Source organism: Microbacterium sp. CH-015, assembly GCF_049707015.1.
Taxonomy (GTDB): domain Bacteria; phylum Actinomycetota; class Actinomycetes; order Actinomycetales; family Microbacteriaceae; genus Microbacterium; species Microbacterium aurum.
Genome location: NZ_JBNAFJ010000001.1, coordinates 338,540 through 350,879, shown reverse-complemented (window position 1 = coordinate 350,879; position 12,340 = coordinate 338,540). Strand labels below are relative to the sequence as shown.

Here is a 12,340-nt window from a genome sequence, read left to right as displayed (position 1 = left end):
GTCCGGCACGGGTGAAGCCGGCGTCGTGGAGGCGATCCACAGCAATTCCCAGAGGAAATGCCATGTTCACCCTTGATTCATCTGAATAGCCATGGGACCATGGATCTATTCGTGTGCTCCCACAGCGAAGTGGGGCGAGCAGAGCTCGCACACCCACCAGGGTAACGGACGCCCGGCGTCCGACCCGAACCCGAAACTTCTCATCCCGCATCAAGGAGCACCCCTATGGATTGGCGCGACAAAGCCGCCTGCCTCACTGTCGACCCCGAGCTGTTCTTCCCCGTCGGGAACACCGGGCCGGCGGTCGACCAGATCGAGAAGGCGAAGGCCGTCTGCGCCCGCTGCACGGTCACCGAGATCTGCCTGCAGTACGCCCTCGAGACCGGTCAGGACTCGGGCGTGTGGGGCGGTCTCTCCGAAGACGAGCGCCGCGCCCTCAAGCGCCGCGCCGCCCGCGCCCGCCGCGCGAGCTGACCCGCGCCGACCTCAGGCCCGCGCCCGATCGAGGTACCGCATCGGGATCTCGATCGTCACCTCGGTACCCGACCCGACCAGCGTGTGCCAGTCGATCGTGCCGCTGAGCTCGCCCTGGATGAGCGTGCGCACGATCTGAGTGCCGAGCCCCCGCCCGACCTGCCCTTCCGGCAGGCCGACGCCGGTGTCGCGCACCTTGACCCCCAGGCGCTCCTCGGTGCGCTCGGCGATGATCTCGACCTCCCCCTCCTGATCGGCGAGGCCGTGCTCGACGGCGTTGGTGACGAGCTCGGTCAGCGCGAGGGCGAGAGGGGTGGCGTACTCGCTCGGCAGCGTGCCGAACGTGCCGGTCTTCGAGGTGCGTGCGCGGGTGTTCGGCGACGCGGCGACCTCGGCGACGAGCTTGAGCACCCGGTTGAACACGTCGTCGAAGTCGACGTTCTGCGCCAGGCCCTCCGACAGGGTGTCGTGCACGACGGCGATCGCCGAGACGCGGCGCATCGCGTGAGTGAGGGCGTCGCGCGCTTCGTCGGAGTGGGTGCGCCGTGACTGGATGCGCAGCAGCGACGCGACCGTCTGCAGGTTGTTCTTCACGCGGTGGTGGATCTCGCGGATCGTCGCGTCCTTGGTGATGAGCTCCTGCTCCTGATGGCGGATCTCGGTGACGTCACGGCACAGCACGATCGCACCGATCCGGTGGCCGCGGTCCTTCAGCGGGATGGTCCGCAGCGACACCGTGACGCCCCGGGCCTCGATGTCCGCACGCCACGGCGCGCGACCGGCCATGACGATGGGCAGCGATTCGTCGAAGTCACGTCCCTTCGGCAGGATGCCGGTGGCGACCTCGAGCAGCGATTCGCCTTCGAGCTCGTCGTCGAACCCGAGTCGGTTGAACGCGGAGAGCGCGTTGGGGCTCGCGAAGGTCGTGATCCCGTCGACGTCCATCCGGATCAGGCCGTCCGACGCGCGGGGCGCGCCGCGGCGCGGCGAGGTCGGGGCGGCGAGGTCGGGGAAGTCGGCCGAGGCGACCATGCCGAACAGGTCGTCGGCGCAGTCGTTGAAGGTGATCTGCTGGCGCGAGGGCGTCCGCGCCTCGCCGAGGTTGGTGTGCCGGGTGAGTACGCCCACGACACGGGGCGGATGCTCGGCCGACCCCCGCTCCCGGACGATCGGCACGGCACGCACGCGCGTCGGGGTCTCCTCGAACCAGTCCGGCGAGGCGGAGTCGACGATCTCGGCGCGTGTGAACGCGTCGCGCACCTGCGTGCGCCACTGCGGGCGCACGAGGTCGCCGACGATGTCGCGGTAGAACAGGGTCGCCGCACCCGAGGGTCGCGTGTGGGCGACAGCGATGAACGAGTCGTCGGCCGTGGGCACCCAGATGACGATGTCGGCGAACGCGAGGTCAGCCAGCAGCTGCCCGTCGCCGGCGAGGCGGTGCAGCCACTCGACGTCGGCGTCGGTGGAACGGCCCTGGGCATAGACGAGGTCGCTGAGCGTGGACACGTCTTCCAGACTAGGCGAGCGGGCCTCAGGCCGTGCGCGCGGCACGACGGCCGCGGATGCCGCGCCGCGTCGGCTCCTGCCCCACCCGCGCCGACCGCGACATCCGCACCGGCACCGGTGGGTCCACGGCCTCGCCGACGAAGCGGCGCACCGCGCCCGACAGCGCGGAGCGGCCCGCGACGCGGGCGACCGGCTCGGCGGCGAGGATGGCGGCATCCGTCGCCTTCGGGTCCCACGGGGCGAACCAGATCTCGTCGAGCCCGATGTAGCGCTCGAGCGTGCGACGCAGCTGCCCGCGCGCATCGAGGCCCAGTGCGGCGGCGCGGGTCTTGTTGACGAGCACGCGCACCGGGGTCGCGCCGACGGCGGCGCGCAGATCGGCGTGGGCGCGCACGAACCGGGAGACCCCGACCGGGTCACCGCTGACGACGGCCACGACGAGATCGGCGGCGGCCAGCGCCGCGTGCGTCGCGGCGTTGCGACGCGGGCCGTCGAGGTCGCTGACGATCTCCTCGTCGCGTTCGAGCGACGCGGCGACGTCCACGACGATGTCGTCCACCCAGGCGCGGCAGTGGTCGAGCGCGGCACCCACCCGCGCGGCGGAGAGCTCGGGCCAGCGGCCGGGACGGTTCAGTCCCGTCAGCACCTCGATCTCGCCGAGCGGCACCGCGATGCGCGACAGCTCCGCCACGGTCAGCGTGCCCCGCTCGGCGCCGCGGCACGCCGCGGCGAACCCGGGTCCCTCGTCGGCGAGCCCGGTCAGCATCGCGATCGACGGGGCGTGCGCGTCCGCGTCGACGAGCGCGACGCGGCGTCCGTCGCGCGCCAGCTCGCACGCCAGCTCGATCGCGATCGTCGTGCGCCCGGGGGCTCCGGCCGGCCCCCACACCGTGAGGACGCGGCCCCGGGCGGGCGACGCCTCGGGCGCCGGTGCGGGTCGGACGACGGCCGCCGCCGCCTCGTCGGGATCCGCCGCCACGACGCCGAACATCTCCGCCAGACGGCGCTCTGCCGCATCCGCGCAGACGGCGACGATCCGCACGCCGAAGCGATCGCAGGCCGTCACGAGCTGCGCGGTGAGGGCCTCCCGGGTCGCGGCGACGGCGAGCGCGTCGGAGCCGGCCAGCTCCCCGAGCAGCTCGGCGGCGGCACGGCCCGTCATCGCGTCGGCGGCGGCCGCAGCGGGGGCCGATGCCGCGACCACGAGCCGCACATCGACGTCCTCACGCCGCAACCGCTCCGCCAGCCGGTCGCCGACCGAACCGTCGCACGCGACGATCACTCTCACGGCGTCGTCCCCGACGACGGCACGACCGAAAGGCTGGAGCCGTCGGCGACCGCCGCGAGCGCGGCGGCGACGTCGGCGCGGGAGATCACGAGCTCGACGGCCGTGCCCGCCGAGCCCATCATGCTCTCGTCGCGGTCGACCGACACGACGGTCGCCGATGCGACGAGGATGCGCGGAGTGTCGTAGACGCCGCGCTCGAGCTGCGGCGCCGCCCACACCTCGACCGTCGCGCCCGCAGCGACGGCGGCCGGCACGGCGGTGGCGCTGCGGATCACGATCGTCGTCGTGCGCGCCTGCGCCGCGTCGCCGACGGCGTCGCGCGGCACCAGTTCGCCGGCGGCGACGGTGCGGGTCGCGACGGCGCCGGGGGTCAGGGTCGCCGGCGACGCGTACGCGTCTTCGAGCGGACCGAGCGCGACTTCGACGACACGCAGGTCATCGGCATCCACCGCCTGCCCCGGCACGATGGTCCGCGCCGCGGCGAACACCGGCGCGGTCTGGCGTGCGGCCGCGACCACGAACCAGACGCCCGCGATGGAGACGATCACCAGGGCGATGCCCAGGAGGAATCTCACGTCCGCCCAGAAGGCGCGCGGCCGCGGCCGCGCCGTGACGGGAAGCTCGCTCATGTCCTCATCGTCACCGATCGCGCGATCTCGCGCCGAGGTTATCCACAGCCCCGGCGTGGGCCGGACTGCCGTGATCGGGACGCACGCATAATGTCCTCATGCCCGAACCCACCGACTCCGGTGTGCGCCTGCTGGCCCCGTCGCAGGTCGCGGAGATGCTGCAGCTCCCCGTCGACGAGGTGATCGCGCTGGTGCTCGACGGGCGCCTGCGCGGCGCCAGGATCGGCACGCCCGCCCGGTGGCGCATCGAAGCCGACAGCGTGGCCGGGTATCTCGACGATCAGGCGGAGGAGGCGCGGCGGATCGCGCTGTGGCGCGAGTCCAACGCGGCGAGCTTCCCCGAGCTGTGGGGGCGGGGCGCGGTCCGCAACCCGGACTGAGGTCTGCTCCGCGGCGGCAGTCAGGGCAGCTCGAGCGGCGCGTCGAGGGCGACGGCGGCGATCGCCTCGAACGGCACGACGCGGAACCCGGTGACGGCGCCGGATCGGCGCGGCTGCCCGGCGTCGTGCAGGGCGAGATCGAGGTGGTCGGCACCGGCCCGGTCGATCGTGCCGTGGAGCACCCTGCCCGTGGTCAGCCGCACCGTCACCCCGACGCGGCGGCGCACGACGTCGCGGAGCACGAATCCGAGCCCCATGCGCTGACCGAGCGCGTCGCCGGCGGCGGCGTCACGGACGCTCCCCAGCATGTCCTCGACGGGCAGGGCGAGCGCCTGAACCGCCGCGAGCGGGACGATCCACAGCGGCCGCACGGCGAGGCGCCGCTCCCCGTCGCCGTGCGCGGCGCCGGTGAGCCCGAACCAGTCCGCCCCGACCCGCGAGACACGGCCGTCGAGCACCGATCCGTCCGCGAGTTCGCATGACACCGGCCGCGCCGACCCTGCCGCGGCGATCGCGACGAGCCGCTCGCGCAGCCGCACCCGAGACAGCCGCAGCCGCTCGGACTCGGTGTCCAGCGCGGCGCGCTCGGCCTCCCATTCGGAGTCGAGCTGGTCTTCCAGGTCTTCGAAGAATCGATCCCAGCGCACGAGGGGAGCGTACGCGGATGCCGACGGAGCCGCCCGTTCTGTCCACAGGCGCTCTGTCCACAGGTTGGAGGATTCTCATCCCACGGCCTCGGCCGCTGTGCTGTACTCATGCCACCGTCACCCATCCCGCTCCCCATCCGGTACAACGACAGGAGGTTCGGCTCATGGCCCCTCCCCCCGGCGGTGCCCCCGGCGCCGCATCCCGCTACGGTTCGGCGCTGGACGTCGCCGAGTACTTCGCCCCGCAGCGCACCTCGACCGATGCGCTGCCCGCCCCCGAGCCGCTGCTGAAGAACCTCACGATCGGCGTCCTCGAGGTGCTCGCCGGCGTCCGCGAGGTCGACCAGCTGGCGCGCTGGCTCGGCGAGGACGCCTTCCGTGCGCTGGTGACCCGCGCCAACCTCTCCGCACGCGCCCGCAACGCGCGGGGGGTCACCCCGGCACGCCCGGCGTACCGCATCCTGTCCACCCACACCACCTCCCCCGCCGATGGCGTCGTGGAGGGCGTCGTCATCACGGCGGGCCCTGTGCGCACCCGCGCGGTGGCGGTGCGGCTGGAGGGCTGGGACGGCCGCTGGCGGGCGACCTCGCTGGGCCTTCTGTGACCCCCGCCCGCTACTGGCGGTAGGTGGCGAGGAAGTTCCCGAGGCGTTCCACGGCTTCGGTCAGCACCCGGGCCTCGGGCAGCGTGACGATGCGGAAGTGGTCGGGTGTCGGCCAGTTGAACCCGGTGCCCTGCACGAGCAGGACGTGCTCGGCGACCAGGAAGTCGTAGACGAACTTCGCGTCGTCGCGGATGTCGTGGACCTCCGGGTCCAGACGCGGGAACGCGTAGAGGGCGCCGCGTGGCTTGTGGCACGTGACGCCGGGGATCGAGGTGAGGGCGTTCCACGCGGCATCCCGCTGCTCGTGGAGCCTGCCGGTCGGGGCGATGAGCGCGTCGATGGACTGCACCCCCGACAGCGCTGCCTGCACGGCGTGCTGGGCGGGGACGTTGGGGCACAGCCGCGTCGAGGCCAGCAGCTGGATGCCCTCGAGGAACCCGGCGGCATGCTTCTTGGGTCCCGTGATCACGAGCCATCCCGACCGGTACCCGGCCACACGGTACGTCTTCGACAGCCCGTTGAAGGTGAGGCACAGCAGGTCGGGCGCGAGCGTCGCAAGCGGGATGTGCACGGCGTCGTCGAACAGGATGCGGTCGTAGATCTCGTCGGACAGCAGCAGCAGCGAATGCTCGCGCGCGATCTGCACGATCCCCTCCAGCACCTCGCGGGAGTACACCGCGCCGGTGGGGTTGTTGGGGTTGATGACCACGATCGCCTTCGTCGAGGGGGTGATCTTCGACCGGATGTCCTCGAGGTCGGGCTGCCAGTCGTTGTCGTTGTCACAGCGGTAGTGCACCGGCGTGCCGCCGGCGAGGCTCGTCATGGCGGTCCACAGCGGGTAGTCCGGCGACGGGATCAGCACTTCGTCGCCGGTGTCCAGCAGCGCCTGCATCGTCATGGTGATGAGCTCGGAGACGCCGTTGCCGAGGTACACGTCGTCGGGGTCGAACTTCGGGAAGCCGGTGATCTCCTCGTAGCGCGACACGACGGCGCGGCGCGCGGACATGATGCCGCGGCTGTCGCTGTAGCCGTGCGCGTGGGGGATCGCCTCGATCATGTCGCGGACGATCTGGTACGGGGCTTCGAACCCGAAGATCGCCGGGTTTCCCGTGTTGAGCTTGAGGATGCGGTGCCCGTCGGCCTCGAGCCGGTCAGCCTCCACCAGGGCGGCTCCACGGATCTCGTAGAGGACGTCCTTGAGCTTGGATGACTGGTCGAGGATGCGGGGACTCATCGCATCAGGATATGCCCGTCGCATTGCCGCCCCGTTCTGAGGCCGCATGCCAATCGCCCCGTCGTGGCCCGCGACCCACAGCGCGACGGACGCAGGCGCCTCTTCGCTGCTACGTAGACAATTGTCTACAGACCGACATAGACTCGCCGTATGTCCACCAGAGCGTCCACCATCTCCGTCGGCGAACTGCGCCAGAATCCCACGGCGGTGCTCAACGACGTGGAAGATGGGGCGACCGTGGTCGTGCTGCGCCACAATCGCCCGATCGCCGATCTGGTTCCGCATCGACCCGCTTACGGAGTGAGCGGCGCCGAGGTCATGGCGCGGCTGAGACAGCTCGATCTCGATCCGCACCTGATGGCCGACCTGGCCGCTGCGCGCGACGAGCCCGAGCGTGATCTGTGGGGATGACCGAGCGCGCACTGCTCGATACGTCGACGGTCATCGCGCTGTTCCAGGAGGAGCGCGCGTTCAACGTCTCCTCGTTCGACCGGGTCGCCGTGAGCAGTCTGACCTATGCCGAGCTGCGCCTCGGGATCTCGATGGCGCGGTCCGCCGACGTCGCGCGCGCGCGGATGGCCGCGCTCGAAGAGCTCCAGCGGGTGTTCGGCGTCGGCATCCCCTTCGACGACCGCGCTGCCGAGTGGTACGGCAGAATCACAAGTCGCGTCGAATCGACCGGAGGCGACCCGCGGGCCCACCGCACGGACCGCATGATCGCCGCGATCGCCGCCGCACATGACCATGTGCTGGTGACGCTGAACGCCGCCGACCTGCGCGGTCTCGACGGCATCGTGCAGGTACGAGAACCCGCCAGCGAGTAGAACTCCGCGTCGACTACTTCTTGCGGTCGGCGGCGCGGCGCTGGGCGCGGTTCTGCGGGGCGGCGGCGGGGGCGGATGCCGCGGCATCCGTCTTCTGTCCGAACGCGCCGCGGGGCGCCTCGGCCGCGGGCTGCTGCTGCGGGGCGACGGCCGCGGCCGCCTGCTGGCGCACCTTGGAAGTCGCGGCCTGCTGCACCTGACCGCGGTCGTTGCGCACCTCGACCTGCCCGTCGGCACCGGCGGCGGTGTACTGCAGCTTCTGCGCCTCCACGGGAGGCGCCTGCAGTCCCTTGGCCTCGACCTGGCCGTCGCCGGTGGCGCGCACCTCGACGTCGAGGTTGTAGAGGAAGCCGACCGACTCCTCCTTGATCTGGCCCATCATCGCCTGGAACATCTGGTAGCCCTCGCGCTGATACTCGATCAGCGGGTCGCGCTGCGCCATTGCGCGGAGGCCAATGCCGTCCTTCAGGTAGTCCATCTCGTAGAGGTGGTCGCGCCAGCGGCGGTCGAGCACCTGCAGCACGACGCGGCGCTCCAGTTCACGCATCGCCGGCGAACCGAGCTTCTCCTCACGCGCGGCGTAGGCGATCTTGGCGTCGGAGAGGATCTCGCGCTTGAGGACCTCGGCCGTCACCCGTCCCTTGCTGCCGCTCTCGGCGACGACCTCGTCGATCGTGACCGACACGGGGTAGAGGGTCTTCAACTCGGTCCACAGCGCGTCGAAGTCCCAGCTCTCGGTGTGACCGCTCGAGGTGTGGTCGTCGATGATCGCGCCGATCGCGTCCTCGATGAAGTGGTGCACGCGCTCGGACAGGTCGTCGCCTTCGAGCATGTGGCGACGGTCGGCGTAGATCGCCTCGCGCTGCCGGTTCAGGACGTCGTCGTACTTCAGGACGTTCTTGCGGATCTCGGCGTTGCGCGCCTCGACCTGGCTCTGCGCGCTCTTGATGGCGCGGGAGACCATCGTGGACTCGATCGCGACGTCGTCCGGGAAGTTCGTGCGCGCGAGGATCGCCTCGGCCGCGCCGGACTGGAACAGGCGCATGAGATCGTCGGTCAGCGACAGGTAGAAGCGGCTCTCACCGGGGTCGCCCTGTCGTCCCGAGCGGCCGCGCAGCTGGTTGTCGATGCGGCGGGACTCGTGGCGTTCGGTGCCGAGCACGTACAGACCGCCGGCCTCGACGACCTTCGTGGCCTCTTCGGCGACCGTGTCGCGCATGGCCGTGTACACGGCATCCCACTCCGACTCGTACTCCTCCGGCGTCTCGACCGGGTCGAGGCCCTTCGCCTTGAGCTCCTGCACGGCGAGGAACTCGGCGTTGCCGCCGAGCATGATGTCGGTACCGCGGCCGGCCATGTTCGTGGCGACCGTGACGGCCCCGAGGCGTCCGGCGCGGGCGACGATCTCCGCCTCGCGGGCGTGGTTCTTGGCGTTGAGGACCTCGTGCTTGATGCCCTTCTTCGCCAGCAGCCGCGACAGGTATTCGCTCTTCTCGACGCTGACGGTGCCGACGAGCACGGGCTGGCCGGTCTCGTGGCGGCGCGCGATGTCCTCGACGACTTGCGCGAACTTGGCCTGCTCGTTCTTGTAGACGAGGTCGGGCTGGTCCTTGCGGATCATCGGCTTGTTCGTGGGGATGGGCACGACGCCCAGCTTGTACGTCGACATGAACTCCGCCGCCTCGGTCTCGGCGGTACCGGTCATGCCGGCGAGCTTGTCGTACAGGCGGAAGTAGTTCTGCAGCGTGACGGTGGCGAGCGTCTGGTTCTCGGCCTTGACCGGCACGCCCTCCTTCGCCTCGATCGCCTGGTGGATGCCCTCGTTGTAACGGCGCCCCACGAGGATGCGCCCGGTGTGCTCGTCGACGATCATGACCTCGTCATTCATCACGACGTAGTCGGTGTCGCGCTTGAAGAGGGCGAGGGCCTTGATCGAATTGTTGAGGAAGGAGATGAGCGGGGTGTTGGCCGACTCGTACAGGTTGTCGATGCCGAGGTAGTCCTCGACCTTCTCGATGCCGGGCTCCAGCACGCCGATCGTGCGCTTCTTCTCGTCGACTTCGTAGTCCACGCCCGCCTCGAGGGTCTTCGCGATCTTCGCGAACTCCACGAACCAGCGGTTGGCCTCGCCCGAGGACGGTCCCGAGATGATGAGCGGCGTGCGGGCCTCGTCGATGAGGATCGAGTCGACCTCGTCGACGATGGCGAAGAAGTGGCCGCGCTGGACGAGGTCCTGCTGCTGCCACGCCATGTTGTCGCGCAGGTAGTCGAAGCCGAACTCGTTGTTCGTGCCGTAGGTGATGTCGGCGTTGTACTGCTCGCGGCGCACCTCGGGGGTCTGACCCGCGATGATGGTGCCGGTCGTCATGCCGAGCGCGCGGTACACGCGGCCCATGAGCTCGGACTGGTAGCTCGCGAGGAAGTCGTTGACGGTGATCACGTGCACGCCCTTGCCGGCGATCGCGTTGAGGTAGACCGCGAACGTCGCCGTCAGGGTCTTGCCCTCACCGGTCTTCATCTCCGCGATGTTGCCGAGGTGCAGGGCCGCGCCGCCCATGATCTGCACGTCGTAGGGGCGCTGGCCGAGCGTGCGCTTGGCGGCCTCGCGCACGGCGGCGAACGCCTCGGGCATGAGCTTGTCGAGCGACTCCCCCGCCTCGTGGCGGGCACGCAGCTCGGCGGTCTCGCCGCGCAGTTCCTCGTCGGTGAGCTGCGCGTAGTCCTCTTCGAGGGCGTTCACGGCCTTCACGACCTGCTGGAGGCGCCGGAGGATGCGTCCTTCGCCGGCGCGGAGCAGTTTCTCGAGGGGGTTGGCCACGGAGGATCTCCATCTGTCGGATGCGGGCGACGTCGGGTGCCGCCCGGTACCGGGCGCGACGGCGCACGGCATACCTCGTCATGGTACCCGGCTGTGACTTTCCTTGGCTGACCCGCACCTGGACGCGGGTCGCGCCGGCCCTGCCGCCCAGTGCGGCGGTCGCGGTGAATCGGCTGTGCACCCGGCATCCGTACCGCAGCGGCCGTCGCTGCCGCGCATAGGATCGGGATATGGCTGGATTCTGGGGTGCCCGCAAGCAGGAACGCGCACAGCGCGAGGCGGCGGATGCCGAGCTCGGCCGTCGTGCCGATGCCGCCCTCGTCGCGGCCGACGAGCGGCTGCGCACGACCGCCGACGAGCTGCTGTTCGCCGAGCTGGAACTCGGCAGGGACGCCACCCGCGACCTGCGCGACGCGCTCGATGCCGTGCGCACCCACCTCGGCGAGGCGTTCACGCTGAACCAGCTCAACCACGACCACATCCCCGACACCCCGGAAGAGCTGCGCACCCGCAACGCGCGGATCATCCAGCTGTGCGACTGGGCCGAGGATCTCCTCGACGATCGGCTGCAGGCCCTCGCCGAGCCGGTCGCCCGCGCGCGGCGGGCGCCGGAGATCATCGAGGGGATCCGCGCCGAGGTCGCCCGCGGCACCGATCGCGTGCCCCGCGCCGAGGCGACGCTGCAGCGACTGCAGGCGCGCTACTCCCCCGAGGCCCTGCACAAGATCGCCGGCAACCCGGGTGAGGCCGCGCAGCTGCTGGAGTTCGCCGCACACGGCGCGGACGTCTCCACCGCCCGGCGCGAGTCGGGGCAGCGCGAGCAGGCGAACCTGGCGTTGGAGACCGCGATCGAGGCGGTGCGTCGCGCGACGACCCTGCTCGACGCCGTCGACGCGTTCGAGGTGGAGGCGCTGCGCGCCGAGTCCACGCTCGACGCGATCGTGGAGGACTCCCGCGGCGACCTGGTCGCGGCGAAGGATCTGCTGCACGTGCCGGCCGTGACCGCGGCGATGGCGACCCTCGACCGCGAGCTGTCGCAGCTGACGCCGGCCGGCAAGAAGCCCGACCCGTTCACCGAGCTGACCCGCCTGCGCGAGGCGAACGCGGCGCTGGACGCCGCCGTCGCGAAGGCCCGGGCACGCGCGGCCAACCCGCCGCCGCCCGAGGCGCACGTGCGTCACGCGATCGACGACGCCGACCGACAGCTGGGTGTCGCCCGCAGCGTGATCTCCGGCCACCGCGGCTGGATCGGCGCCGACGCCCGCACCCGGCTCGCCGAGGCCGAGCGCATCCGTCTCGAGCTGTCGACGCTGACCGGTCAGCCCATCGCCGAGGACGATCGGGAACAGGCGCTGGCCGATGCCCGCCGCTGCGGGCAGCTGGCGGCCGAGGCGCTGCAGCTCGCGCAGCGCGACATCGACTCCTCGCGCCCCAACGACGACAACTGGGGCGGCCCCAGTCAGGGCGGCTGGGGCGGCGGACGCCGCGGCGGGGGCGGCGACGTCGTCGGCGGCATCCTCGGCGGCCTCGTCATCGGCTCGATCCTCGACGGCATCTTCGACTGAGCATTCGCCCGCGGCGGCCGTGGGCGCGCATCGCGGTCCGTCGGATTCCGAGGAGATGTCGGCAACAGCGGGGCGGATGCCGGGATTCGGTCCTCGGAATCCGCCCTTCTCCTCGTTAACCGTCGCGATCGTGGGGCGCAGCGGATCGGGCACGTCGACACTGCTGAACATCCTCGGGATGCTGGACCTGCCGTCGTCGGGCGAGGTGGACTTCCGCGGCAATCCGGTGTTCCGTGACCACGGCAAGCGGATGCGCCGCGGCGCCCTCGACCGCTTGCGCGGGCGCGAGGTCGGATTCGTGTTCCAGTTCTGACCCGGGCGCTGCGGTTCTGACCCGGGCGCGCGAAGGCCCCGTATCCGACGAGGCGGA

Annotated in this window: 13 protein-coding genes; 7 read left to right on the top strand and 6 right to left on the bottom strand. The window is 71.2% G+C overall.

The genetic code is table 11. The features are described from left to right. Nucleotides 1–225 precede the first annotated feature (225 nt). Entirely contained in the window at nt 226–474 is a 249-nt protein-coding gene (locus tag ACPYN4_RS01595) for a WhiB family transcriptional regulator (RefSeq protein WP_039397845.1), read from the top strand. A gap of 12 nt (nt 475–486) precedes the next feature. On the opposite strand, the gene ACPYN4_RS01590 is transcribed toward ACPYN4_RS01595, so the two are convergent. Genes ACPYN4_RS01590 through ACPYN4_RS01580 form a run of 3 tightly spaced genes read right to left on the bottom strand, consistent with a single transcriptional unit; the run spans nt 487 to nt 3,897 of the window. Beyond that, nucleotides 487–1,980, bottom strand: coding sequence for a sensor histidine kinase (locus ACPYN4_RS01590; RefSeq protein WP_281653092.1), 1,494 nt, complete (start codon nt 1,978–1,980; stop codon nt 487–489). A gap of 25 nt (nt 1,981–2,005) precedes the next feature. Then, nucleotides 2,006–3,268, bottom strand: a complete 1,263-nt coding sequence (locus tag ACPYN4_RS01585; protein ID WP_424445460.1) for an AAA family ATPase — start codon at nt 3,266–3,268, stop codon at nt 2,006–2,008. After that, nucleotides 3,265–3,897, bottom strand: a complete 633-nt coding sequence (locus ACPYN4_RS01580) for an SAF domain-containing protein (RefSeq protein ID WP_424445459.1) — start codon at nt 3,895–3,897, stop codon at nt 3,265–3,267. The genes ACPYN4_RS01585 and ACPYN4_RS01580 overlap by 4 nt, the downstream gene beginning before the upstream one ends. Nucleotides 3,898–3,995: 98 nt before the next feature. On the opposite strand from ACPYN4_RS01580, the gene ACPYN4_RS01575 reads away from it, so the two are divergent. Continuing rightward, on the top strand, nt 3,996–4,277 hold the full coding sequence (locus tag ACPYN4_RS01575) for a helix-turn-helix domain-containing protein (RefSeq protein WP_239282068.1): 282 nt from the start codon (nt 3,996–3,998) through the stop codon (nt 4,275–4,277). A 20-nt stretch (nt 4,278–4,297) separates the two neighbouring features. On the opposite strand, the gene ACPYN4_RS01570 is transcribed toward ACPYN4_RS01575, so the two are convergent. After that, nucleotides 4,298–4,924 carry a hypothetical protein gene (locus ACPYN4_RS01570; protein WP_424445458.1) on the bottom strand — a complete coding sequence of 209 codons (627 nt, stop codon included), beginning with the start codon at nt 4,922–4,924 and terminating at the stop codon, nt 4,298–4,300. A 164-nt stretch (nt 4,925–5,088) separates the two neighbouring features. Between ACPYN4_RS01570 and ACPYN4_RS01565 the strand changes: the two genes are divergently transcribed. Further along, on the top strand, nt 5,089–5,529 hold the full coding sequence (locus tag ACPYN4_RS01565) for an Rv3235 family protein (protein WP_239282066.1): 441 nt from the start codon (nt 5,089–5,091) through the stop codon (nt 5,527–5,529). Nucleotides 5,530–5,539: 10 nt separating this feature from the next. On the opposite strand, the gene ACPYN4_RS01560 is transcribed toward ACPYN4_RS01565, so the two are convergent. After that, complete coding sequence (locus ACPYN4_RS01560; protein ID WP_239282065.1) at nt 5,540–6,763, bottom strand: pyridoxal phosphate-dependent aminotransferase; 1,224 nt, start codon at nt 6,761–6,763, stop codon at nt 5,540–5,542. A gap of 150 nt (nt 6,764–6,913) precedes the next feature. Between ACPYN4_RS01560 and ACPYN4_RS01555 the strand changes: the two genes are divergently transcribed. Continuing rightward, the gene (locus ACPYN4_RS01555; protein WP_424445457.1) at nt 6,914–7,174 is read left to right on the top strand and encodes a type II toxin-antitoxin system Phd/YefM family antitoxin; all 261 of its coding nucleotides are present in this window, start codon (nt 6,914–6,916) and stop codon (nt 7,172–7,174) included. After that, complete coding sequence (locus ACPYN4_RS01550; protein WP_424445456.1) at nt 7,171–7,587, top strand: PIN domain-containing protein; 417 nt, start codon at nt 7,171–7,173, stop codon at nt 7,585–7,587. Before ACPYN4_RS01555 ends, ACPYN4_RS01550 begins: the two co-directional genes overlap by 4 nt. Nucleotides 7,588–7,600: 13 nt before the next feature. Here ACPYN4_RS01550 and secA read toward each other — a convergent pair whose 3' ends face one another. Further along, nucleotides 7,601–10,405: a preprotein translocase subunit SecA gene (gene secA / locus ACPYN4_RS01545; RefSeq protein WP_424445455.1), complete on the bottom strand. Its 2,805-nt coding sequence runs from the start codon at nt 10,403–10,405 to the stop codon at nt 7,601–7,603. Nucleotides 10,406–10,635: 230 nt separating this feature from the next. Between secA and ACPYN4_RS01540 the strand changes: the two genes are divergently transcribed. Then, a complete protein-coding gene (locus ACPYN4_RS01540; RefSeq protein ID WP_424445454.1) occupies nt 10,636–11,970 on the top strand; it encodes a hypothetical protein in 1,335 nt (444 codons plus the stop codon). A gap of 130 nt (nt 11,971–12,100) precedes the next feature. Then, entirely contained in the window at nt 12,101–12,283 is a 183-nt protein-coding gene (locus tag ACPYN4_RS01535) for an ATP-binding cassette domain-containing protein (protein WP_424445453.1), read from the top strand. The last annotated feature ends 57 nt before the right edge of the window (nt 12,284–12,340 follow it).

Bases quoted from the DNA above. Each gene is read 5' to 3' on its own strand.
- ACPYN4_RS01560 (WP_239282065.1), bottom strand. From the start codon at position 6,763: ATGAGTCCCCGCATCCTCGACCAGTCATCCAAGCTCAAGGACGTCCTC.
- ACPYN4_RS01540 (WP_424445454.1), top strand. From the start codon at position 10,636: ATGGCTGGATTCTGGGGTGCCCGCAAGCAGGAACGCGCACAGCGCGAG.
- ACPYN4_RS01575 (WP_239282068.1), top strand. From the start codon at position 3,996: ATGCCCGAACCCACCGACTCCGGTGTGCGCCTGCTGGCCCCGTCGCAG.
- ACPYN4_RS01555 (WP_424445457.1), top strand. From the start codon at position 6,914: ATGTCCACCAGAGCGTCCACCATCTCCGTCGGCGAACTGCGCCAGAAT.
- ACPYN4_RS01565 (WP_239282066.1), top strand. From the start codon at position 5,089: ATGGCCCCTCCCCCCGGCGGTGCCCCCGGCGCCGCATCCCGCTACGGT.
- ACPYN4_RS01595 (WP_039397845.1), top strand. From the start codon at position 226: ATGGATTGGCGCGACAAAGCCGCCTGCCTCACTGTCGACCCCGAGCTG.
- ACPYN4_RS01550 (WP_424445456.1), top strand. From the start codon at position 7,171: ATGACCGAGCGCGCACTGCTCGATACGTCGACGGTCATCGCGCTGTTC.
- ACPYN4_RS01580 (WP_424445459.1), bottom strand. From the start codon at position 3,897: ATGAGCGAGCTTCCCGTCACGGCGCGGCCGCGGCCGCGCGCCTTCTGG.